This is a genomic window from Ruegeria sp. BB6 (genome assembly GCF_056539385.1).
On sequence record NZ_JBQFUW010000002.1, the window covers coordinates 47,330 to 69,305 of the forward strand.

Below are 21,976 nucleotides of genomic sequence, written 5' to 3' on the forward strand. Positions count from 1 at the left end.
TATCACCGCCGGAATCATCTTTTGACAAACGAAAGAACTTTGGCCTTAGGTATTACTGTCACTAATAGGTCAGTTACCGATGGCAAAAACACTGCCCCCGCTTACATGGTTCAGATCCTTTGAGGCCGCCGCGCGCAGGCTAAGTTCCACCGCCGCCGCCGACGAGATCGGCCTGACACAATCCGCCGTCAGCCAGCAAATCCGCGCGCTTGAGACGCGGCTGGGTGTGGTCCTGTTTCACCGCCACGCCCGTGGTCTTTCCCTGACGGATGAAGGCCGCAAGCTGTTGCCGCAGGTCGAAGCCGCGCTTGAGATGCTGGAGGCCGCCGCTTCGCCATACCTGACCGAGCAAAAAGCGCGGCATATTACCGTGGCGGCCTCGATCAGTATCATTGAATGGGTCATAGCGCCCGCCCTGCCCGAGTTCCGGTCGCAACATCCCGAAACATCAGTGCGATTTGTCAGCACGATCTGGCCCGACGAATACGCAGCCTCTCGCGCGGATATCGAAATCAGGTTCGGGTCAGAAAAGCAGGTCGGCAAGAACGCGGTTCCGTTGCAGCCCAACCGCCTTGTTCCAGTCAAGGCTCCTGGTTTGGATGGTGATCTGCTAGCGTTGCCCCTAATTGAATCTGTGGGAACCTCCGACAGTTGGGCTTCGTGGTCAGAGGCAACTGGTCAACAGGTCGGACACCCGACCTACTATGTGGATTCCTATGGATTGGCGTTGCAACTCGCGGCTACTGGAAACGGTGTGGCCTTGGTGAATTCGATAGTCGCGGCCCACGCCCTGAAAACCGGCGCAATTCAACCCGCCTTTGATCAGTTTGCTTCGGCTACTGAGGGGTATTTCCTGTCGGTCCAACGCGACTCTCCGGAAGTGTCCGAATTTGCGGACTGGTTCTCAGGCTTGGTGCGTTCTCAGGCCGGGGTCTGATTCAGACATGTCGATGTCGCATCTGAGGATATCCAACCGCGCCAAAATAGTGAATTCTGGCAAAAAAGGTCCGATTCATGCGATATTCCGGCTTTCGAGTCATCAAAGAGGCGCTTACCGGTCACAAAGGCTGGAAACCGGTCTGGCGCGAGCCTGAGCCCAAGCCGCATTATGACGTCATCATTATCGGTGGCGGCGGTCATGGACTGGCCACGGCGCATTACCTGTCCAAGGTCTATGGCCAACGCAACGTGGCCGTGGTCGAGAAAGGCTGGATCGGGGGCGGCAATGTGGGGCGGAACACGACGATTGTGCGCTCGAACTATTTGCTGGACGGGAATGAGCCCTTCTACGAATTCTCGCTGAAACTGTGGGAGGGGCTAGAACAAGACCTCAACTATAACGCCATGATGAGCCAGCGCGGGATCATCAACCTGTTCCATACAGACGGTCAGCGCGACGCCTATATACGGCGTGGCAATGCGATGATCCTGAACGGTGCGGATGCCGAACTGCTGGACGCCGATCAGGTCCGGGCCGAGCATCCCTATCTGAATTTCGACGACGCCCGCTTTCCTATCAAGGGCGGTCTGGTCCAGCGCCGTGCAGGGACAGCCCGCCATGACGCGGTGGCTTGGGGTTATGCGCGGTCTGCGGACCTGCACGGGGTCGACATCATCCAGAATTGCGAAGTTACGGGCCTGCGGATCGAGAATGGCACCTGCTTGGGCGTCGAAACCTCAAAAGGTTTTATCGGGGCCAGCAAAGTTGGCTGCGCGGTCGCAGGCAATTCCAGCCGCGCTATGGGCATGGCCGGGATGCGGCTGCCCATTGAAAGCCACGTCCTGCAAGCGTTTGTGTCCGAGGGGCTGAAACCGGTCCTGCCCAGCGTCATCACCTTTGGCGCGGGACATTTCTATGTCAGCCAATCCGACAAGGGCGGGCTGGTCTTTGGCGGCGATATCGACGGCTACAACACCTACGCCCAACGCGGCAACCTGCCCGTGGTCGAGGATGTTTGCGAAGGCGGAATGGCCCTGATGCCCATGATCGGTCGCGCGCGGTTGCTGCGGATGTGGGGCGGTGTGATGGATATGTCGATGGATGGTTCTCCGATCATCGACCACACCCCGGTTCAGGGGCTCTATTTCAACGGCGGCTGGTGTTACGGCGGGTTCAAGGCCACGCCTGCCTCCGGCTATTGCTTTGCGCATCTGCTGGCAAAAGATGAACCGCACCCCGTAGCCACCGCCTATCGTCTGGACCGGTTCCGCACCGGCCGGACGATCGACGAAAAAGGCGCGGGCAACCAGCCCAACCTGCATTAAGGGGGACACCAGACATGATCATAAACCACCCCCTTCTTGGGCCACGCGATGCCTCAGAGTTCACCTATCTGGGCGACGCGTCCCTAATCGACCGGCCCGACGGGATGGACGAGAGTGCCGCCGATGCGTTCTATGACTACGCCTATCTGCGCGACAACCCCGCCGGTGAGCACCGTGAGCTTTGGTATCACGAGGCCGGGGATCGCTCGTGGCTGGTCGTCACCCGCAACACGCTGACCCACGAGATTTCCAAGGTGGAACTGGCCCGCGATGTGGCCCGCGCGCGGGGACGTTCAAAATGACGCAAGCAAACCGACTGAACGGCGGGCAGATCGACCAAAATACAACTCTGAACTTCTATTTTGACGGTCGCCGCTATACCGCCCACCCCGGAGATACTCTGGCTTCGGCGCTGCTGGCCAACAATGTGCGACTGATCGGGCGGTCGTTCAAATACCATCGCCCGCGCGGGCTGCTGACTGCAGGGTCCGAGGAACCCAACGGCATGGTGGAGCTGCGCACCGGAGCCCACAAGGAACCCAACACCCGCGCCACGACGATTGAGATGTTCGACGGTCTGCTGGCAAACTCGCAAAACCGTTGGCCCAGCCTGCGGTTCGATGCGCTGGCGGTAAATGACCTATTTTCCAACTTCCTGTCGGCGGGGTTCTACTACAAAACCTTCATGTGGCCCGCCGCGTTTTGGGAGAAGTTGTACGAACCCATCATCCGCCGCGCCGCTGGCCTTGGGTCGCTTTCGATGCAGGCCGACCCGGATGAGTACGACAAAGGCTTCCGTCACTGCGATCTGCTGATCATCGGTGCCGGGCCTGCGGGTCTGATGGCGGCGCTGACCGCCGGGCGTGCGGGTGCTGATGTCATTCTGGCGGATGAAGATTTCACCCTCGGCGGACGTCTGAACAGTGAGACATACCCGGTTGGCGACCAAAGCGCCCCCGATTGGGCAGCGCAGGCGGTGGCCGAGCTGTCCGCAATGCCCAACGTCCGGTTGATGCCGCGCACTACGGTGATCGGCGCGTTCGACCACGGCATCTATGGGGCCGTCGAGCGAACCGGAGATCACCTGCCCTCGCTGCCCGCAGGCAAACCGCGCCAAATCCTGTGGCGGATCTACAGCCAAAAGGCGCTGCTGTGCGCCGGGGCAACCGAGCGGCCGATTGCGTTTGAAAACAACGACCGTCCCGGCATCATGACCGCCAGCGCGTTGCGGACCTATGCCAATCGTTTTGCGGTGACGGCCGCGCCTCGGGTTGCGATCTTTACCAACAATGATGACGGCCACCGCACCGCCGCTGATCTGCACGCCAAGGGTGTCAAGATTGCCGCTGTGGTGGATGTGCGCGAAGATGCTCCGCTCAGTTATGACTATGAGGTGCTCAAGGGCGCGCAGGTTGTGAACACTAAGGGCCGTCTGGGTCTGAGCTTTGTCGAAGTTGCCCTGCCCGACGGCTCGACCCGCACTGTGGATTGCGGCGCGTTGGGCGTGTCCGGCGGCTGGAACCCGAATGTGCACCTGACCTGCCACCAGCGCGGCCGGCCTGCATGGGACGACGCGCTGGCCGCCTTCAAACCGGGTGAAAACCTGCCGGTTGGTATGTCCGTCGCAGGCGCGGCCAACGGCGTCATGTCTACGTATGGAGCGTTGCAGTCAGGGGCCGAGGCCGCCGCAACTGCACTGGACCTGACCACACTGCCGGACATGCCCGAAGCCGAGGACGCACCCGTCGCGCAAAAGCCGTTCTGGTATGTACAGGGCTGCAAACGGGCTTGGGTCGATCAGCAAAACGACGTTACCGTCAAAGATGTGAAGCTCAGCTATCAAGAGGGCTTCCGCTCGGTCGAGCATCTGAAACGCTATACCACGCTGGGCATGGCGACCGATCAGGGAAAGACCTCGAACATCACGGGCCTTGCAATCATGGCCGAGGTCGCAGGCAAGACGATCCCCGAAACCGGCACCACCATCTTCCGCCCGCCCTACACGCCCGTGCCCATCGGTGCCTTCGCGGGCCGGATGACCGGCAAAGAGTTCCACCCGACCCGCCTTACCCCGTCGCACCATTGGGCCACGGAACGCGGCGCAGTGTTTGTCGAGGCCGGGAACTGGCTGCGCGCGCAGTGGTTCCCCCTACCGGGTGAGACGCATTGGCGCGAATCCGTCGACCGTGAGGTGCGCCAGACCCGTGCATCGGTCGGGGTGTGCGACTGTACAACGCTGGGCAAGATCGACGTGCAGGGCACGGATGCCGCCGCGTTCCTCAACCGCGTTTACGCCAACGGCTTTGCCAAGCTGGCGGTTGGTAAAACCCGCTATGGTCTGATGCTGCGCGAGGATGGGATGGTCATGGATGACGGCACCGCCGCGCGCCTGGCCGAGGATCATTTCGTCGTCACCACCACAACTGCAAACGCCGTAAGTGTCTATCGCCATATGGAATTCGTGCGCCAATGCCTGTTCCCGGACATGGATGTGCAACTGATCTCGACCACCGATGGCTGGGCACAATACGCGGTGGCAGGGCCGAATTCGCGCAAGCTGCTGCAAAAGATCGTGGACCCGGACTTCGATATCTCGAACGAGGCGTTTCCCTTCATGGCTTGCGGCAAGATCACCGTGTGCGGTGGGTTGCGGGCGCGGCTGTTCCGCATTTCCTTCTCGGGCGAGCTGGCATTCGAGATCGCGGTGCCCTCTCGATACGGCGACGCGCTGATGCGCCGGTTGATGACTGAGGGTGAGGAGTTCGACGTCACACCCTATGGCACCGAAGCGCTGAGCGTGATGCGGATCGAAAAGGGCCATCCGGTCGGCAATGAGCTGAACGGAACCACCACAGCGTTGAACCTTGGCATGGGCAAGATGGTGTCGAAGAAGAAAGACAGCATCGGCTCGGTCTTGTCCGAACGCGAGGCCTTGACCGCGCCGGATGTGTTGAAACTGGTCGGGTTAAAGCCAGTTGCCCCCGAAGACAAAGTCACCGCCGGAGGGCACTTGATGAACGCCGATGGCCCCGTCGATGCTGCGCATGATCAGGGGTATGTGACCTCGGTGGCCTATTCCCCCAGTCTGAGCAGCAATATCGGTCTGGGCCTGCTGAAACGGGGCGATGAAAGGCTGGGCGAAAAGATGCGCCTTGTCTCGCCGCTGACCGATCTGACGGTCGAGGTTGAGATCGTCTCGGCCCATTTCGTTGACCCGGAAGGAGAACGTCTGCGTGCATAATCTTGTCGCGATAACCGCCCTTGGCGGGTCTGAGCCGCGTGTGGACACGGTTGGTCCGGTGACCTGCACCGAAATCCCCGGCGTGGCCTTGGCCTCGGTCGCTGCTCGTTTAGGGAAAGAGACAACGGCGCAAAAGGCTTTGGCCAAGATGATCGGAGCACCAGCGCCCGAGGTTCAGCGATTTACCGGAGATCAAGTAATCGCCTTTTGGTCCGGGCCAGATCAGTGGATGGTCGAAGCGCCTTTTGACAGCCACGAAGACCTTGCGGATCAGGTGAAGGCGACCCTTGGCATTGCAGCCTCGGTCACGGAACAAACGGACGCCTGGGCGCGGTTCGATTTGCGTGGCGATGGGATCAATGCGGTTCTGGAACTGCTGTGCCAATTGGACCTGCGCCAGTTTCAGGCCGGCCACACTGCGCGCAGTTCAATCCACCATATCGGGTGTTTCGTCCTGTGCCGCAGCGCCGACCATGTCAGCCTTTATGGTCCCAGATCCTCGGCCGGGTCACTGCATCATGCGATCATCGCGGCTATGAGATCAGCCCACTAAGCCAGTCAGACCGAAGGCAGCGGCGCGTTGTCCTCGACCCTGAAACGGTTGATCCTGCGCCGGTCCTCGCTGGGGCTGAGGCCGAAGGCTGATCGGTAATGACTGACCAAGGGTGCAACGGACCCATAGCCTATGGCGGCCGCAATTTCCGAGATCGGATCCTTGGTGTAGACAACCATCTGGCGCGCGGCCTTCATGCGCATAGAGCGGTAGTAGTGGCTGGGGCTCTGGCCCGTCGCCTGCTTGAATGCACGTTCGATCTGCCGAGGGGTAACACCCGTGTGCTCAGCGACTTTCGCGATCGAAATCGGCTGGCTCATATGTCCCTCGAACAACTCAATACACCGCGCAACCAACGCCGGAAACCTATCGCCAGTTTCCGGCGCAGTGGCATAGGGTACTTGCTGGCGCACCCCTGCCCCACGCATCATCGGGTGCTGGAACCAGCACGCCACCTCATGCGCCGTATCCGCACCCAGTCGATCCTGGATCAGGTGAAGCGCCAAATCAAAGCCCGCAGCGGCACCAGCCGCAGTGCAGCGTGTCTGCGTTCGGACTATGACTTCGCTACGACTGTCAACCTCTGGAAACTCCGCTTCAAACGCAGCTTCATAGCACCAGTGCACCGAGACAGGCTGCCCGGCCATAGCTCCTGACCGGACCAAAGGGAAAACTCCGCCACTGATCCCACCCAAAACAGTTCCGTGACGCCCAAGATTGCGCAGCGCACCGTTTCCAAGGCGGATGTCATCGAAACGCGATGTCGGGCTGCTGAGCAAAAAGAGGATGTCGATGTCCTTGCAATCCGTCAGGGCGCGTTCGACCTCGAAGCCGACCCCGGCGCTTGACTGCACCTTTTCGCCCCGCTCGGACAGCAAAACCCAACAGAAAGCCTCTTGCCCGGCGATTTCATTGGCTGCACGCAGCGGCTCAATCACCGAGGTGAGGCACGCCATTGGGAAGCCGTCAAACAGAAGAAATCCGATCTGGGTCTTATCTTTGGTATGCATGCCGCTGACTTAACAGGAAAACGATCAGAAAGTCGAAAACGCGCCCCTATAGTCTGTCTTGGATCAGACCAGTGTGGGCGAGGTCAAACACCAAACCCCCGGCCCAAACGGTCGCGACGACGCTTAATTGACAAGCGGAAGGCCCAGTCGCTGACCAAGGCCAGCGGGAACAACACACGTTCACCCACCCCATCAATAACGACCAACTTACCGCCCCGTTCCTGCGCACGCACGACGTTTTCAAGGCCCATGTCGCCGACGATGATCCGGCCTTTTTCCAGATCGTCAAACAGCTCCATAAGTTCAGCGTGTAGATGTTTTAAACCCTCGGGATTCCCCTTCAACGCCACCTTTTCGGATTGAACGGTCGGCGCGAGGTCGCCGTTCGGACCTGTTAGTTTTTCAACCACAATCGCTGGTCCATGCGAGGTCGAAGTATAGCCCATGAACCGCGCAAGACGCTCTATCTCTGGGCAGCCGCGATGCAGCGCGGCGAGGTATTCATTGGCTTCGCGGTTCCACTGTCGCAGGTTTCCATAACGTCTCTCGGCATACCGGGGGATGATGTGGTTGCGCACTGGTATGTCAACTCTGACCTTCAGCAACGCGTCTTGATGCTTGGGGTGCTGAAATATGAGATAGTTGCGGCTTTTACGCAAAGGTTCCAATTTACTCAGATCAATCATGATGCCTGCTGCCTTTGGTCATTTGCGGAACGTCCCGCAGGTGCTTTTAATGCCCAACTGAACCTCGTTCATAAAACCATCTTTTAGTTGTTACAAATTTCTTTTTCTCGACCCAGCTTTGACCAACGCGAACACTTCACCACGGCCTTCGCTGGGGTCTACAGCGCCTTGAAAATGCGATACTAGGGTCCCATTGGCGCGGGCGGAAGCAGAATAAAGGCTTGTTTACCAATAGTTTCGACAATCGGGACGTGAGTCCACGTGCGCGGCTGGAACGGGGGATCGACATCCTCACACGACTCGGGCGTTTCCTGGCAGGCGAAAACCTCTGCGCCGGTGAGGTAAGTCAAGCGCAGGCGCAATCCCCTGAAATGTTGAATGCCGGCCCGGTAAGCACCATTCAATCCCGAGTAGTGACCATAGATATGAATGGTCTCGGTGCCCTCGGGTATCTCTGCCGCTATTCCGCGCGTGGTCTGTTGCCAAGGCGGTATCACAATATATGTCAATTTGACGAAATGGGATAGCTTCAACATCATAATACACAAAATGGCGATGCGCGCGATACTTGCCATCCTGCCTGGCGTCTTGGACAAGTTGAGTGTCGCGAGAGTGAATGTAAGCCCGAACAAAAGCCAGATCCAACCAAAGGCTCGAACCGGAACGAGAACGCCGGACATCACTGATTTGGCGAGCAAGGGCGCAAGCCCTGCCAGCACAGCGGCCAGAATGGAAACAGCGACAAACGGTTGCTGGCTAAACAGGATTCCCCACGCAATCGCGACAAGTACAAGAAGTATGCCGCCGTTACGCTCGACACCTGCGCCAAATTGTTTGACCGTGTCATGAAGGTATAGTTTCAGCTTGCCCAGATTGGCGATCAAATCCTCAATGGTTTTGACCTCAGTAGGCGTTCGCCATTCGGCAATCGGAATGCCAAAAACCCCGTGATAGAAATAATTCAGGCTATAGACGGACAATAAGGCGACCGCGAGGCTTGCAAAGAACACAGCCAGTGTAATCGCAAGGCTCTTGTAGGTTTGCGGCGCCTTGTGAGACATCACCACCAAGGTCATCAAAAGGAACGGATATGTGGTGTACGCCATAAAGGACAGCGGCACCCCTACGAACAACAGCGCAAGCGAAGCCCTGTGCGGAAGGAAAACGACCAACAGAGCGAAGATCGTAATAACCCAAACACCCAGCAAAAGCGTATTGAACCACAACATGATCTTGAACGCAGGGATCGACAACACGACAAACAAGGCAAAAAAGCCCTTGAACCAAACCGGCGCATCTCGTCCCAGCACAATAACGGATGACGAGGCGGAAAAAATCGACCACGCGAGTATGTACAACACAAAATTGACCTGAGAGGGCCAGAAAATCGGTCGGAACTGCCACCAGTAGTTCAGCCACCGCCCCTCGTCCAACGCTTTAAAATAAGCTATGCGCTTATGGCCCAAAAGTGCCGGAAAATCATCATGCCGGACCAAAGGATCGAAAAGCAACGGGGCGTAAATCACCAGCGAGACCGCGAAACAAATCACCCACAGGCGGAACACATCCTGCCACAAAGTTTTTGCGTTCATCATTGGCTCCGGTGTGAGCGCGCAATAACGGATGCGCGCGCCTGGGCGATTTTCGTGACAGTTGCCTGAGGCAGTCTTCGGACGATGAATTTGCGTATATTCCAGCCGAGCGTGCCCACTTCCTTTAATCCACCAGGTTCAACCTTGGTTTCCAGAACATCTGCGGGAAGTGTCGCGGCACCTGCTTCATTCGCATACAAAACGCTGTTGTAACGGTACCACGGTTCGATTGACGCATCACTGAACAGAATGGGGCGAATACAGTCGTATGCCGTGAAACCTTGTTCCGCAAAAAGACCCTGCCAGAAAGACAGGGGTTGTTCGTTAATGTGAAACTCGCCGCCCTGCCCCGGAACCGCCGCTGAAAACAGAACCAGATCACTGTGGGCCGTCAGGCTTTGAACCAAGCTGGCGGACGCTTCGTTTGGAAGATGCTCGCCAACTTCAAGGGATTGGGCCAATCCGAACTTCCGCCCAAGATCGACCGGGTGGCTTAGGTCTCTGCCAAAAAAGCAATCTTTTGGAATAGCCAGAGTTTCTCGGTCGACATAGTCTCCGTCCACGCCTGCCACGTCCCGGCAACCGGCTGCCGCCCATTCCGACAGCCACACACCTCGGCCGCAGCCAAAATCCACAACACTGCTAGGCTTGATCCAGGATTGCAGGCAGTCGATTAACTGAATGGCAGACCGCCTTGCGCCGCGATCAATGTAATCAAAGAACTCGTTTGAATAGATATGCGACATGGTCACTCTCTAAATTGAGGTTTCTTCGCGATAGACCCACAACCGCAGGATCACGAAGTTTATGACGGGAAGAATGACAACAACCAGACCGGCGGCGACCGGTTCGGCAAGGGCCAGTCTGGGGGCAAGGACGCCTGTTATCATTGATGAGACGACAAGGCCGATGGCGATCATGCACAGAAAGCGCCCAAACTGACCCGGCGCCACCACGGGTTTGTCAAACGTCCAAGCGGTTTGACCAACATACTGAATGAGGATAGCGGACCCGAATGCCAGCAGGTTTGCGATCCAAGGGGAACTGAACACCTGGAGCAGCCCCAGATACGCGACAAAGTAATATGCGGCGACACCGGTTCCGACCACAGCAAACCGAAATATGCGTTTGCGTTCACTCATGACGTCTTCTGAGCTTTTTCGGAAAGAGTTTCGACACCATTGCCAACTTGTTCGTCCACAAAGAAAAGAGGCCGCCCCTTTGCCTCGACGTAAAGCCGTCCAAGGTATTCTCCGATAATGCCCAGCGTCAGCAACTGAATGCCAGAAAAGAAGCTGATGACCAGAACGGTCGAAGCCCAACCAGCCACAGTACTATAAAGGATAAGGGACCAGAAGACGTAGACCGCCATCAGCGCCGCGACAAGCAGCGTCAGGAATGCCAAACGTGTGGCCATCTGCAGCGGCTTGATCGAAAAACTGGACAACGCGTCGAAAGCCAGCCGGATCATCTTTGACAAAGGGTACTTCGTCTCACCCGCAACTCGCGGATCTCTTACGTATTCTATGCCGATCTGCTTGAAACCCGCCCAAGCAAACATGCCGCGTATGAAACGCGATCGCTCGGGCATGTCCAGAACTGCATCCAAGGCACGGCGGCTGACAAGGCGGAAATCGCCGGTATCATTTGGAATCGGCACGTCGGACAAACGGTTCAACACCCTGTAGAACCCATGAGCGGTCATCTTCTTGAACCAGCTCTCGCCCTTTCGCTCGCTTCTGCGGCCGTACACCACGTCATAACCGCGGTCCATCATGGCCATCATATCCGACACCAGTTCGGGCGGATCCTGCAAGTCAGCATCCAGCATGAAAATCCGCTGACCCTGAGCCGCCATCAGACCCGCCGTCAAAGCGACCTGATGCCCTCGGTTCGTGGACAGTTTAATGCCTTTGACGCATGTGTGCTTTTCGCTCTGTTTGCAGATTTCGTCCCACGTCGCATCCGAGGAGCCGTCATCCACCAGCACTATTTCGCAGTCGGCCGACCAAGGATCAGTTGCCGAGACCAGACGCTCGACCAGCATCGGAACAGAGTCCTCTTCGTTCATGCAGGGAACGACAACAGACAATAACATTTAACCTCCGAACGCGAACTGTCCTGCTCGATTTTCTGCGATGGGATCGCTTTTTATAGAACACGTCGCTTTGGTTTTTTCTCTTTGGGTCGCTGCCCTTGATACCCTATCTACAGCACTTCGCTAATCGGCAAGTACCAGTTTTCAGCCCGTAGTCACCCTTGTGACACATCGGAAAAATCTGTCCGCACGAGACCGGCTAGCCCTGATTGGGATCAGGTATTGGCCACCCGATGTGGCAGCAATGCGCCATTCTTGCGACAAAGCTCGGATTGCATCCGGATTTATGAAAAATTTGCACGCTCGGGGCTGCCAAGTCAGAAAATTCAGCCACAAAAACAATATAGTTCCCCCCAAGGTGGGAAATTTGGAACATTCTTCCCCGCTGGGTGGTGGTCAATCCTGATCAAATCTCATATTCAATGCCGCGAGTGTAAACCAGGCAGATATGCAGACCCGTGTTCGACCTACCCGCGCAGCGTGCGCATCTTTCCGATAAATACGACCTCAGCCCTTCGCCGGAACTGGCCGCCAGCATGGAGGACATCTACGCACGCATGTCGCGTGTTGTCTCACCAGTGGACTGGGCTATCTACGCGCCCTACGTCAAGGCGATCAATGACCTGAAGGCCGAGCGTAATGCCGTCATTCTGGGCCACAACTACATGACGCCCGAAATATACCACGGTATTTCCGACTTTGGCGGCGACAGCCTGCAACTGGCGATCAAGGCCACAGAGGTCGAAGCGGATGTGATCGTGCAATGCGGCGTGCATTTCATGGCTGAGACATCCAAAATCCTCAGCCCTCAAAAGACCGTTCTCATGCCAGATATGGACGCGGGATGCTCGTTGGCTGAATCCATAACGGCAGAAGGCATTGCGGAAATGCGCCGCCGCTATCCCGGAGCCCCCGTGGTGTCATATGTGAACACAACGGCCGAGGTCAAAGCCGCTTCGGACATTTGCTGTACCTCGTCAAACGCGGCTCAGATCGTCGCTGCACTGGACAGCGACACGATCATCATGACCCCGGATCAGTACCTTGCGCAAAACGTGGCAAGGGACGTTCCGCAAAAGAACGTGGTCTGGTGGGAAGGCTCGTGCATCGTTCACGAACAATACAGCGCCAGCGACCTGCGCGACTTCCGCGAGTGGAACCCCGGCACGCGCCTGATCGCGCATCCCGAATGTCCGCCGGACGTTGTGGCCGAGGCGGATTTTTCTGGCTCGACCAGCGGTATCATCAAGTATGTGACCGACGAAAAGCCCGAAAAAGCGTTGCTGATCACCGAATGTTCGATGGCGTCGAACATTGCGGACGAGTTGCCCGAGGTCGAATTCGTCGGTCCCTGCAACATGTGCCCCTACATGAAAAAGATCACGCTGGAAAAAGTTCTGTACGCGCTGGATACCATGACTGGTCAGGTTGAGGTTGATGCGGACGTAGCAGACAAGGCCCGACTGGCGGTTCAACGGATGATTGATCTGTCGCGCAAGCTGGGTATTTGACCGGACGGATGCAACACGTCACCACCAAGCGCGTGGTTATTATCGGCGCGGGGCTGGCTGCGGTGTACGCCGCGCTCAAACTGGCTCCGCGCCCGGTTGTCTTGATCTCGCCCGAACCTCTTGGTTCCGGTGCAAGCTCGGCTTGGGCACAGGGCGGGGTCGCCGCGGCGATGGCCGCATCCGATAGCCCCGAAGCGCATGCAGAGGACACTATGCGCGCTGGTGCAGGGTCTGTAATGCGCGAGGTCGCGGATTTCGTTACACGCGCAGCCCCGGACCATATCCTTGACCTCTCTGATCTTGGAACGGGGTTCGACCGGACCGCGGACGGAGGATTCATCCAATCCCGCGAGGCGGCCCACTCCGCCGCCCGGGTCGTGCGGGTCAAAGGTGATCAGGCAGGTACGGAAATCATGCGCGCCCTGATTGCAGAGCTACGTCAGACGCCATCCATACAGGTGATCGAAGGTGTACAGGCGGTTGGTCTGGACAGCGACGGAACACAAGTTCGCGGCGTGTTTCTGACCCCGGCAGAAGAACCGAACGTGCAGCCTTTGGTGCTACGTGGGTCAGCCTATATTCTAGCAACAGGCGGGTCTGCCGGGCTTTATGCCCAGACAACCAACCCTGCTCGCATCCGGGGTCAAGGGATCGGCATGGCCGCACGCGCCGGTGCGCGTATCGCGGATGCTGAGTTCGTACAGTTCCACCCCACGGCTATCAATGTAGGCGAAGACCCGACCCCTTTGGCCACCGAAGCCTTGCGCGGGGAAGGTGCAACGTTGGTCAATTCCAACGGGCAGCGTTTCATGCAGAACCTACACCCGGACGCAGAGCTTGCCCCCCGAGACGTCGTTGCCCGCGCTGTTTATCTGCAAATGAAGTCGGGTCTTCGCCCCACTCTGGATACTCGCCAGGCCATTGGCGCGGCTATTGCCGATCAATTCCCTTCTGTGACCGAAGCATGCCTCAGAAACGGCGTCGACCCGTCCAAGTCTCCCATCCCGGTTACGGCAGCGGCCCACTATCACATGGGCGGCGTCGCGGTGGACTTGTCTGGACGCAGTTCTCTGAACGGTTTGTGGGTCTGCGGCGAGGCCGCCTCAACCGGACTGCATGGGGCAAATCGGCTGGCATCCAACGGGCTGTTAGAGGCGCTGGTGTTCGCGCGCGCCTGCTCACATGACATTGCGCGTGTTGTGCCTGTCGACTCTGCGCAGAACATCGAACTGACCTTTTCAACCGGGCCGAGCCAGACCGTAGACGCACAAGACGTTCAGACCCTGCGAAATGTCATGACGAATCTTGTTGGCGTTGTGCGCACAGAAACTGGTCTGGCTCAGGCTTTGAGCGACATCGCGGCACTTGAGGCGCGGAATTCTCATTCGCCTGCATTTTTGAATATGACGGCAACCGCGACCGTCACCACCGCCGCGGCACTGATGCGTGAAGAAAGCCGCGGCGCACACTACCGTTCTGACTTTCCGCAGGCTTCCACTGCACCCGGACAGCGATCATTTTTGACGCTAGGCCAGGCGATCGCGCTGCGAGACAAATACACAAAGGAATCCGCATGACTGTTCCCGCCCTGCCCGACCTGATTCTCGAACCGCTCATCCGCTCTGCGTTGATGGAGGATCTCGGGTCGAATGGCGATTTAACTTCGCTGACCGTAATTCCGCCCGAGACGACATATTCCGCGCGTTTGAACACGCGCGAGGACGCCGTTGTATCGGGTATGCAGGTCGCAGAACTCGCCTTTCGCTTGGTCGATCCGACGCTGCAGATCGTTAGACACGCGCAGGACGGCCAACGCTGCGCGAAAGGAGAAACCCTGATGGAGATTCGCGGCCGCGCTGCCTCGATCCTGTCAGGTGAACGTGTGGCATTGAACTTCGCAGGCCGCCTGACAGGTGTTGCGACAGCTACTGCGGATTTGGTTGCCGAAACCAAAGGCACCAATGCGCGTGTTACCTGCACACGCAAAACAACGCCCGGCCTGCGCATCGTCGAGAAACAGGCCGTACTGCATGGCGGCGGGTATAATCACAGGTTCTCATTGTCTGACGCCATTTTGATCAAGGACAACCACATCGCAGCCGCAGGCGGAGTTCGGGCCGTCCTCGAAGCGACCAAGGCACGTGCCTCGCACATGATGAAGGTTGAGATCGAAGTTGACCGTCTGGACCAACTGGCCGAAGTACTTGAAGTCGGCGGCGCGGATGTTGTCTTGCTGGACAATATGGCCCCAGACACCCTTGCCGAGGCCGTTGCAATGGTCGGGGGGCGGAAGACGACCGAAGCCTCGGGCAACGTCACGCGCAAAACCGTTGCGGCCATTGCAGCGACGGGCGTTGATTACATCTCGTCCGGGGCGCTGACGCATTCCTACCGGACAATCGACCTGGGTCTGGATTTCTGAGCAGGGTGGCGGAGAGACAGGGATTCGAACCCTGGAGACGGTTTCCCGCCTACACACTTTCCAGGCGTGCGCCTTCGACCACTCGGCCACCTCTCCGTGGGCGCGATATTTGGACTATCGCTTAGGGATTTGCAAGGCCCGATTACGGCGAAAATTCAACCTTTTCAGATAAGGGAAGAAACGGCCCTACACCTCATCCCCGTCGCCGTCGGACATGTCGGCCTCAGTCATCTCAATCGCCGTAGATGCAGGAGAATCTGAGAGGTTTGCCTCAGTCTTTTTGTCCGATTCTGCTTGGCGGGTGCCGGTTGGCGTCCGCAGCGTTTCAGGATTACGCAACCAGACGTCACGTTGGGCGAATGGAATCTCGATCCCTTCTTCGGCAAAGCGGCGGTTGATCTCGTGATTCATGTCCGATTTTACGGACAATACCCAGTTTACATCGCGCAAGATGGCTCGAATTTCAAAATCCAGCGAGTCTGCGCCAAATCCTTGGAACACGACGCTGGGCGCGGGATTGGCCAGAACCATCGGGTGTTCGTTCGCAACTTCGCCCAAAATCTTCTCGACCCGCTTTGTATCAGTCCCGTAGGCCACGCCCACGGGTACGATAACCCGACCGATGGTGTTCCCGCGCGTGTAATTCGTTACCACTCCGCTGATCAGGTCCGAGTTGGGAACGATGACGTCCGTTCTGTCAAAAGTCTCAATCCGCGTTGACCGAACCGAGATATCGCGGACGTAACCCATCATTCCGTTCACATCTATCCAGTCGCCCTTCGAGATGGGGCGTTCGATCAGCAGGATGATGCCTGAGACGAAATTGGACACGATTGTCTGCAGGCCAAAACCGATACCGACAGACAAAGCACCCGCAACGATTGCCAGCGAGGACAGGTCGAACCCTGCGACCATGATGGCCACAAGTGCTGCCAGAAAAATCCCGACATATCCCGTCCCGGATACGATCGCGTTCTGCCCACCGGGGTCAATGCTGGTTTTGGGAAGCAACGAGTTCCGCAGCCCCCCTTGCAACATCCGCGTCAGCCCATATCCAATGAGGAAAACGATAACGAAAACAAAGAAGTTGCTGGGCGAGATTGTCACGCCGCCGATATCGAACCCCATCAGCAGACGGGACCAAGCCTCGAGCAAATCTGTTTGGCGCGCGCCCCAATAGAGGGCAAGGATTGGCAAGGCCAAGATTGCCAGTACAAACCCAACCAAAACCGAGAACAGCGAGTCCCACACAGCTTCGCCCTGCCCGGTGATCCAACCGTAGACCTGCGTGATAAAGCGCTGAAAAATGACAAGCGCCGCAATAAGGACAAGCGTCTTGACCGCCGGGAAAACTACAGCCTCAGCCGCGTTCGTGAAGCCGAAGACTGCAAGTACAGGCGTTGCGATACCCAACAGGAACAGCGCGCGGCGTAAGAACTCGACCATCTGGCTAAAGCCTGCCACGCGGGTCGTTCCGGTTGGGTCTGGTTCATCCTGCTGGGCGTCAGTTGTCCGAATATGCCGAACACGAAGCAGCAGCAAAGCAGTGGCAACAATGACCGGAAAGCTGACAACGGCTCTGGTAGAGTCCGAAATGTTCTCGATCTGCTCGAACAATATTGCCAATTCATGCAGGATCAACATCACCGCCAGCAAGTCAATGTAGACGCGCAACTCTTTGATTTTGATCGCAGACAGGCGTTTGAAACCCTGAGCTTGCCCAATGAGGTAAATTTGACGCCCAATCCAGTCGTAGAAAAAGATGATTGCGGCCCAGTACGGCACTTCCTCAAGCAGTAATGACCCGCGCAGCCCCAGCACCCCTGTCAGGTTAATGGCAACAACTGCGGCCAGAACCCCCAGCCACGGCAAGAGGATCCGCAGCAGCGAAATCACAAACGTCCAAACCCCTGTACCGGACCCACCCAAGAGCCGCAGGTAATCCCCGCCTCTCTCGGACCAGTTTCTTCCGAAGACCAGAAGCACGACCGAGATTACCGACAGGACAAAAATCCCAAGCCCGCGTTCCCGTATTTGCTCGCGCGCGACGTCGGTTCGCAAATTCTCGGCTATTTCGTTGATCAGGCTACGGGCGGCTTCTTTCACGTCCACCCATGCTGGCCCCCAGTAAGCCGGGTTAATGGGTGACGGACCTCTTTCCATCAGCTCTTTGGTCTGACGGTGACGGATGATCTGGTCAATCTCACTGATGAGACCGTTGGCCCTGCTATACGCCTCCTCTGAAATGATACGAGGCACACGCAGGCCGTTTAGCTGCTCATCAAGGTGTTGACGGATAGCTGCGATGTCTTCCGGCTCGGTCTGGTCGCCTTCGGGCTTGGGGCCAAGAGCCTCAAGCTGGCTTTCCAGAGTTTGAATCCGGTCTGTATTGGCGCTGCGGGCCTTGTTGAAGTCTTCGCGGTAAACATTTATTTCCGAACGCAAATTCTCGAGCGCAGCATTCGAGGCGCGGTTCGCTTCGATAACACCCTCGGCCCGATCCGCTGTTTTAATCCAACCCTGATAGTATTCACTTTGCCGATCTGTCAGTTGGGCGGCGACAGGGCCGCCCAAAACGGCAAAACAAACCGAAATCAGGGCCAGGAACAGGCGGACCTGCCGCAGCATCATACGTCCTCGAACACGCCGGGGATGCTGCGGGGCGCTTCGGTCATCCAATCCGGGACTGGCAGCTCTTTCTCACGCAGGAATTCCGGGTTGAACAGCTTGGACTGATAGCGCGTGCCATAGTCACACAGGATGGTGACAATGGTATGCCCCGGCCCCAAATCCTTGGCCAATCGCACGGCACCGGCCATGTTGATCGCAGTCGAACCGCCCATGACCAGACCTTCTTCACGCAGCAGATTAAAGATGTAGGGCAGCGCTTCGTTGTCTGTCATCTGATAGGCATAGTCCGGCTTGAACCCCTCAAGGTTCTTGGTGATGCGCACCTGACCGATACCTTCGGCGATCGAGCTTCCCTCCATCGCGATCTCACCGGTGGTGTAGTAGGAATAAAGCCCTGCCCCCATAGGATCGACCAGACCGATCTTGACGCCCTTGGGCTGCAACGCGTCGGCAACACCGGCCAGCGTACCGCCCGATCCAACGGCGCACACAAACCCATCGACCTTACCATCGGTTTGTTCCCAAATCTCGGGGCCAGTGGTTTCCACATGCGCCTGACGGTTTGCCACATTGTCAAACTGGTTGGCCCAGATCGCACCGTTCGGTTCGGACTGCGCCAACTCCTCGGCTAGACGACGCGAGTAGTGCACGAAGTTATTGGGGTTGCGATAAGGGGCGGCCGGAACCTGCACCAGTTGCGCCCCGGCAAGCCGCAGCATGTCCTTCTTTTCTTCGGACTGGGTTTCCGGGATTACGATAACCGTCTTGAACCCCATCGAGGCCCCAACCAGCGCAAGGCCGATTCCGGTATTACCTGCGGTGCCCTCGACGATCGTTCCGCCGGGCTTCAGCTCACCGCGCGCGATGGCGTCCTTGATGATATACAGCGCCGCGCGGTCCTTGACCGATTGGCCGGGGTTCATGAACTCGGCCTTACCAAGGATTTCACACCCGGTTTCTTCGCTGATGCGTTTCAGCCGGATCAACGGCGTTTTTCCTACTGCGTCAGCAAGGTCTCGTGCAATGCGCATGGCGCCCTCATTTCATTACATAACAACGAAGATTTACAATCGACGCGCGGCAACCACAAGCCGCGATAGCTATGCGCGCAGTCGGTTCCGGTGACGGGCAAGCCAATGGGCCAGAGACAACAGCGGCAAATCCTTGAACCCGTTGCCGTCAACACGGTCCATAAACTCGACAAACGGCAGGATTTGCGTTCGGATGTCTTCACCCTCCGAGGCAACCCCGCCATTGTCTATTGTTCGGTCAAGATCGGCGAGTCCGACATAGAGATGAATGAATTCAGTCGATGACCCACTGGAAGAATATGCGCCTCCTGCGTATTCCAGAGCATTAAGTTGCGTCTGGGCCTCCTCCACGGCCTCGCGGCGGGCTGCCTGCTCGGGCGTTTCCCCAGGGTCGATCATACCGGCCACAGGTTCCCACATCCAAGGTTCCGGGTCGCCTATCAGAAAGACCGGAGCCCGGAATTGCTCGACCAGCAAAACCGTGTCTCGGACCGGGTCATACGGCAGAACGACAACCGCACTACCCTGCATCAAGCCACTACGGTTCAGGACTTTGCCCATCGAACCGTCATGTTGGCGGTGCTGCACCCTAAGCTCGTCCATCCCAAAATAGCGGAGGTAGGTCCTTTGATGCTGATGCACCACGACATCTTTGCCAACACTGCGCGGGTCACCCGTGAGGCGTTGTCGGGCGGCAAGCCGCGCCCACGCTCTGGTTCGGATCGCCGGGAAACTTTGTGCAATCGTGGCCGCGTCCACACGACCGTAGAAATCCATGACTTCTTCGGCGGCCAGCATGGTGACGTCTCCCCACGTGTCCACCCAATCCTGCAAGGACCAAATTTGACCGGGAATCCAATGTTCTGACTCAGGATAGAAGACGCTGGCTTCGGTCATCGACCCATCTTGCAGCTCTATGTTTTGAGTTCTGAGGTCATAGTCGAACCCACCCTCATAGAACCTCAGCCGATTGAGTTCCTCATCGCCAAGCCCTCGCACCAGAAGCCCGTCAGCCAAGCCATCTTTATCCTTCAAAATCATCGGGAAAGCTTGCCCTTGCACCCCGTAAACAGCGTGACCGTTCAAAGATGCTTTGCAGATGTCGAGTTGCGATGCAGTACGCCCCAACACCAGTTCCAAAAGAGGCAAGTGTCGGAGTGTGCCGTAGAAAAATAGATCAGACAAGGAATGAAGTCTCGTGTTTCAGACGAAGAATTACCGCCAGCGGCGGCTGGCCTCCTCTGTGGCGAGACCCGCCACAAGAGCACCGATCGCCAAGGTCAAAAGGATTTCGGGGGTCAGCAACAGCCGACCATACTCAATGCCAATCTGGAAAATCGCCAGCAGAGCCTCAAACGGGCCGTCGTATCTGTGACGCATGGCCAGACGGAACATTTCGTAGCATCCCTGCACGAACAGCCCCCAAAACACCAACGAAGCTATTCCAGTCAAGCCATTGTTGATTGCAGCGGTCCATCCTTTGCCAGCGCGCCGCCCCATGATCATCCATCCGCAGGCAACGCCCAAAAACATGTTTATATAGGTGAACGCGCCGTAGTCCTTACCTTCTTCCCCGTTCGTGATGATCATGCTCGACACGAGGAAAGCCACCACCAAAAGACAGACGGCGGCAATTAGACGTGAGGCGGTGGGCATTAGAGGGGTCCGTTCACTACACTGGTTTCGCTACAGTAATCTGTGTCACATCGCAATTACCGGTGTCAAAGGCTGCGCCGCAGGCAGTTAAATAATAATTCCACATGCGGCGAAAACGCTCATCAAACCCCATGTCGGCGATTACATCCCATTTGTCGTTGAACGTTTCGTACCACCGCCGCAGAGTCAGATCATAGCTTTTGCCGAACTCTTTCGACGTCACGACGTTCAACCCCGCCTGCGAAACCTGTTCCTTCAACACAGAAGGCGCCGGTAGCATTCCGCCGGGGAATATGTATTTCTGAATGAAATCAACGCCGTTTCGATAAACATCCCACCTGTGATCGGCTACGGTTATGATCTGCAGCGTTGCCTGCGCACCGGGCTTGAGGCGTTCTCGGACTGTTTCAAAATAGACAGGCCAGTATTTTTGCCCGACCGCTTCAAACATCTCAATCGAAGCGATACCATCATATTGGCCACGCTCGTCCCGATAGTCTTGCAGCTTGAACTCGACCATCTCTGATAGTCCAGCTTTTTCAATCCTCTGCCGGGCGAACTTCAACTGTTCTTCACTGATCGTAAGCCCTGTGACCCGCAAACCACGCTCCTTCGCGGCGTATTCTGCAAATCCGCCCCAACCGCATCCGATCTCAAGGATATGATCGCCGGGTTTCGCACCCATTTCATCGACCAAACTGGCATATTTCGCCGTTTGCGCGTTTTCGAGACTTTCCTGCCCCGTCTCAAATAACGCGCTGGAATACGTCATCGTATCATCCAGCCACAACGCATAGAAATCATTACCTAAATCATAATGATACGAGATGTTCTTTTTCGCCTGTTTCCGGCTGTTGCCGTGCAACCAGAACCGCAGACGCTCATATGCTTGAACAAGGAACTTACCGGTGAAATCGTCATAGACCGTTTCGGTGCCCAAATGCACAAGGTCCATGAAAGACCGCAGGTCCGGGGTGCTCCAGTCTCCTTCCAGATAGGCGTCGGAAAAGCCCAGCTCACCTTCGCGGATCAGGCGTGCGAAAACGTCGGGGTTGTGAATATCCACCCGCGCGACCGGTCCGGGCCTGGTGCCTTCTGACCGAAAGATGCGACCGTCCGGCAGAGCGATGTCCAATCGCCCGGATTCCATCTTGTTCAGCATTTTCAGAACTTGACCGAAATACCTCGGCAGGCCCTTTTGCCCTTCTGTCGTCGTATGGATCATCCGCTTTCCCCTGTGCGGTTGCTGTTTCAGGCTAGGACGAGTTTGTGTTTCTGGC

At 57.3% G+C, this 21,976-nt stretch carries 19 protein-coding genes and 1 tRNA gene; 8 read left to right on the forward strand and 12 right to left on the reverse strand.

The features are described 5' to 3' along the window. Positions 1-79 precede the first annotated feature (79 nt). The 5 genes from ACR0B7_RS04760 (at position 80) to ACR0B7_RS04780 (ending at position 6,059) form a co-directional block, all read left to right on the forward strand. Positions 80-937, forward strand: a complete 858-nt coding sequence (locus ACR0B7_RS04760; protein ID WP_480681011.1) for a LysR family transcriptional regulator — start codon at positions 80-82, stop codon at positions 935-937. Positions 938-1,014: 77 nt separating this feature from the next. Next, positions 1,015-2,265, forward strand: a complete 1,251-nt coding sequence (locus tag ACR0B7_RS04765; RefSeq protein WP_170576509.1) for a sarcosine oxidase subunit beta family protein — start codon at positions 1,015-1,017, stop codon at positions 2,263-2,265. A gap of 14 nt (positions 2,266-2,279) precedes the next feature. Next, the gene (locus ACR0B7_RS04770; RefSeq protein ID WP_170482209.1) at positions 2,280-2,567 is read left to right on the forward strand and encodes a sarcosine oxidase subunit delta; all 288 of its coding nucleotides are present in this window, start codon (positions 2,280-2,282) and stop codon (positions 2,565-2,567) included. After that, positions 2,564-5,506 carry a sarcosine oxidase subunit alpha family protein gene (locus ACR0B7_RS04775; protein WP_170482212.1) on the forward strand — a complete coding sequence of 981 codons (2,943 nt, stop codon included), beginning with the start codon at positions 2,564-2,566 and terminating at the stop codon, positions 5,504-5,506. Before ACR0B7_RS04770 ends, ACR0B7_RS04775 begins: the two co-directional genes overlap by 4 nt. Continuing rightward, a complete protein-coding gene (locus ACR0B7_RS04780) occupies positions 5,499-6,059 on the forward strand; it encodes an aminomethyltransferase family protein (RefSeq protein ID WP_170568972.1) in 561 nt (186 codons plus the stop codon). Before ACR0B7_RS04775 ends, ACR0B7_RS04780 begins: the two co-directional genes overlap by 8 nt. A gap of 5 nt (positions 6,060-6,064) precedes the next feature. Here ACR0B7_RS04780 and ACR0B7_RS04785 read toward each other — a convergent pair whose 3' ends face one another. The 6 genes from ACR0B7_RS04785 to ACR0B7_RS04810 form a co-directional block, all read right to left on the reverse strand. Then, positions 6,065-7,069, reverse strand: coding sequence for a GlxA family transcriptional regulator (locus ACR0B7_RS04785; RefSeq protein ID WP_170482218.1), 1,005 nt, complete (start codon positions 7,067-7,069; stop codon positions 6,065-6,067). A gap of 83 nt (positions 7,070-7,152) precedes the next feature. Continuing rightward, complete coding sequence (locus ACR0B7_RS04790) at positions 7,153-7,755, reverse strand: YrbL family protein (protein ID WP_170482222.1); 603 nt, start codon at positions 7,753-7,755, stop codon at positions 7,153-7,155. A gap of 182 nt (positions 7,756-7,937) precedes the next feature. Continuing rightward, complete coding sequence (locus ACR0B7_RS04795) at positions 7,938-9,347, reverse strand: SLC5/6 family protein (protein ID WP_170482225.1); 1,410 nt, start codon at positions 9,345-9,347, stop codon at positions 7,938-7,940. After that, positions 9,347-10,093 carry a methyltransferase domain-containing protein gene (locus ACR0B7_RS04800; RefSeq protein WP_170482229.1) on the reverse strand — a complete coding sequence of 249 codons (747 nt, stop codon included), beginning with the start codon at positions 10,091-10,093 and terminating at the stop codon, positions 9,347-9,349. The genes ACR0B7_RS04795 and ACR0B7_RS04800 overlap by 1 nt, the downstream gene beginning before the upstream one ends. A 9-nt stretch (positions 10,094-10,102) precedes the next feature. Then, on the reverse strand, positions 10,103-10,489 hold the full coding sequence (locus ACR0B7_RS04805) for a GtrA family protein (RefSeq protein WP_170482232.1): 387 nt from the start codon (positions 10,487-10,489) through the stop codon (positions 10,103-10,105). Further along, a complete protein-coding gene (locus tag ACR0B7_RS04810; RefSeq protein ID WP_170482235.1) occupies positions 10,486-11,445 on the reverse strand; it encodes a glycosyltransferase family 2 protein in 960 nt (319 codons plus the stop codon). The genes ACR0B7_RS04805 and ACR0B7_RS04810 overlap by 4 nt, the downstream gene beginning before the upstream one ends. A gap of 458 nt (positions 11,446-11,903) precedes the next feature. On the opposite strand from ACR0B7_RS04810, the gene nadA reads away from it, so the two are divergent. The 3 genes from nadA to nadC are packed head-to-tail and all read left to right on the forward strand — an operon-like array spanning position 11,904 to position 15,378. Beyond that, positions 11,904-12,956, forward strand: coding sequence for a quinolinate synthase NadA (gene nadA, locus ACR0B7_RS04815; protein ID WP_170384031.1), 1,053 nt, complete (start codon positions 11,904-11,906; stop codon positions 12,954-12,956). 8 nt (positions 12,957-12,964) lie between these two features. After that, a complete protein-coding gene (locus ACR0B7_RS04820) occupies positions 12,965-14,533 on the forward strand; it encodes an L-aspartate oxidase (protein WP_170568984.1) in 1,569 nt (522 codons plus the stop codon). Next, positions 14,530-15,378: a carboxylating nicotinate-nucleotide diphosphorylase gene (nadC, locus tag ACR0B7_RS04825; protein ID WP_170576511.1), complete on the forward strand. Its 849-nt coding sequence runs from the start codon at positions 14,530-14,532 to the stop codon at positions 15,376-15,378. Before ACR0B7_RS04820 ends, nadC begins: the two co-directional genes overlap by 4 nt. Positions 15,379-15,384: 6 nt before the next feature. Here the strand turns inward: nadC and ACR0B7_RS04830 are convergent. From ACR0B7_RS04830 to ACR0B7_RS04855, 6 genes are all read right to left on the reverse strand, one after another. Beyond that, positions 15,385-15,474: transfer RNA gene (locus ACR0B7_RS04830), tRNA-Ser, on the reverse strand. A 90-nt stretch (positions 15,475-15,564) separates the two neighbouring features. After that, positions 15,565-18,006, reverse strand: a complete 2,442-nt coding sequence (locus tag ACR0B7_RS04835) for a DUF3772 domain-containing protein (protein WP_170482244.1) — start codon at positions 18,004-18,006, stop codon at positions 15,565-15,567. After that, the gene (locus tag ACR0B7_RS04840) at positions 18,006-19,040 is read right to left on the reverse strand and encodes a cysteine synthase A (RefSeq protein ID WP_170384023.1); all 1,035 of its coding nucleotides are present in this window, start codon (positions 19,038-19,040) and stop codon (positions 18,006-18,008) included. Before ACR0B7_RS04840 ends, ACR0B7_RS04835 begins: the two co-directional genes overlap by 1 nt. A gap of 69 nt (positions 19,041-19,109) precedes the next feature. Further along, entirely contained in the window at positions 19,110-20,225 is a 1,116-nt protein-coding gene (locus tag ACR0B7_RS04845; RefSeq protein ID WP_170482247.1) for an NUDIX domain-containing protein, read from the reverse strand. Positions 20,226-20,255: 30 nt separating this feature from the next. Then, positions 20,256-20,696: a TrgA family protein gene (locus ACR0B7_RS04850; protein ID WP_170482250.1), complete on the reverse strand. Its 441-nt coding sequence runs from the start codon at positions 20,694-20,696 to the stop codon at positions 20,256-20,258. Between the two features lie 16 nt (positions 20,697-20,712). Beyond that, positions 20,713-21,921, reverse strand: a complete 1,209-nt coding sequence (locus ACR0B7_RS04855) for an SAM-dependent methyltransferase (RefSeq protein ID WP_170482254.1) — start codon at positions 21,919-21,921, stop codon at positions 20,713-20,715. Between the last annotated feature and the right edge of the window lie 55 nt (positions 21,922-21,976).

What these genes read in the sequence shown, in the direction of transcription:
- ACR0B7_RS04835 (WP_170482244.1), bottom strand. Translation starts at nt 18,006, where the DNA reads ATGCTGCGGCAGGTCCGCCTGTTCCTGGCCCTGATTTCGGTTTGTTTT.
- ACR0B7_RS04790 (WP_170482222.1), bottom strand. Translation starts at nt 7,755, where the DNA reads ATGATTGATCTGAGTAAATTGGAACCTTTGCGTAAAAGCCGCAACTAT.
- ACR0B7_RS04820 (WP_170568984.1), top strand. Translation starts at nt 12,965, where the DNA reads ATGCAACACGTCACCACCAAGCGCGTGGTTATTATCGGCGCGGGGCTG.
- ACR0B7_RS04795 (WP_170482225.1), bottom strand. Translation starts at nt 9,347, where the DNA reads ATGAACGCAAAAACTTTGTGGCAGGATGTGTTCCGCCTGTGGGTGATT.
- ACR0B7_RS04765 (WP_170576509.1), top strand. Translation starts at nt 1,015, where the DNA reads ATGCGATATTCCGGCTTTCGAGTCATCAAAGAGGCGCTTACCGGTCAC.
- ACR0B7_RS04785 (WP_170482218.1), bottom strand. Translation starts at nt 7,069, where the DNA reads ATGCATACCAAAGATAAGACCCAGATCGGATTTCTTCTGTTTGACGGC.
- ACR0B7_RS04840 (WP_170384023.1), bottom strand. Translation starts at nt 19,040, where the DNA reads ATGCGCATTGCACGAGACCTTGCTGACGCAGTAGGAAAAACGCCGTTG.
- ACR0B7_RS04770 (WP_170482209.1), top strand. Translation starts at nt 2,280, where the DNA reads ATGATCATAAACCACCCCCTTCTTGGGCCACGCGATGCCTCAGAGTTC.
- ACR0B7_RS04775 (WP_170482212.1), top strand. Translation starts at nt 2,564, where the DNA reads ATGACGCAAGCAAACCGACTGAACGGCGGGCAGATCGACCAAAATACA.
- ACR0B7_RS04805 (WP_170482232.1), bottom strand. Translation starts at nt 10,489, where the DNA reads ATGAGTGAACGCAAACGCATATTTCGGTTTGCTGTGGTCGGAACCGGT.
- ACR0B7_RS04800 (WP_170482229.1), bottom strand. Translation starts at nt 10,093, where the DNA reads ATGTCGCATATCTATTCAAACGAGTTCTTTGATTACATTGATCGCGGC.
- nadC (WP_170576511.1), top strand. Translation starts at nt 14,530, where the DNA reads ATGACTGTTCCCGCCCTGCCCGACCTGATTCTCGAACCGCTCATCCGC.
- ACR0B7_RS04810 (WP_170482235.1), bottom strand. Translation starts at nt 11,445, where the DNA reads ATGTTATTGTCTGTTGTCGTTCCCTGCATGAACGAAGAGGACTCTGTT.
- ACR0B7_RS04850 (WP_170482250.1), bottom strand. Translation starts at nt 20,696, where the DNA reads ATGCCCACCGCCTCACGTCTAATTGCCGCCGTCTGTCTTTTGGTGGTG.
- ACR0B7_RS04855 (WP_170482254.1), bottom strand. Translation starts at nt 21,921, where the DNA reads ATGATCCATACGACGACAGAAGGGCAAAAGGGCCTGCCGAGGTATTTC.
- ACR0B7_RS04760 (WP_480681011.1), top strand. Translation starts at nt 80, where the DNA reads ATGGCAAAAACACTGCCCCCGCTTACATGGTTCAGATCCTTTGAGGCC.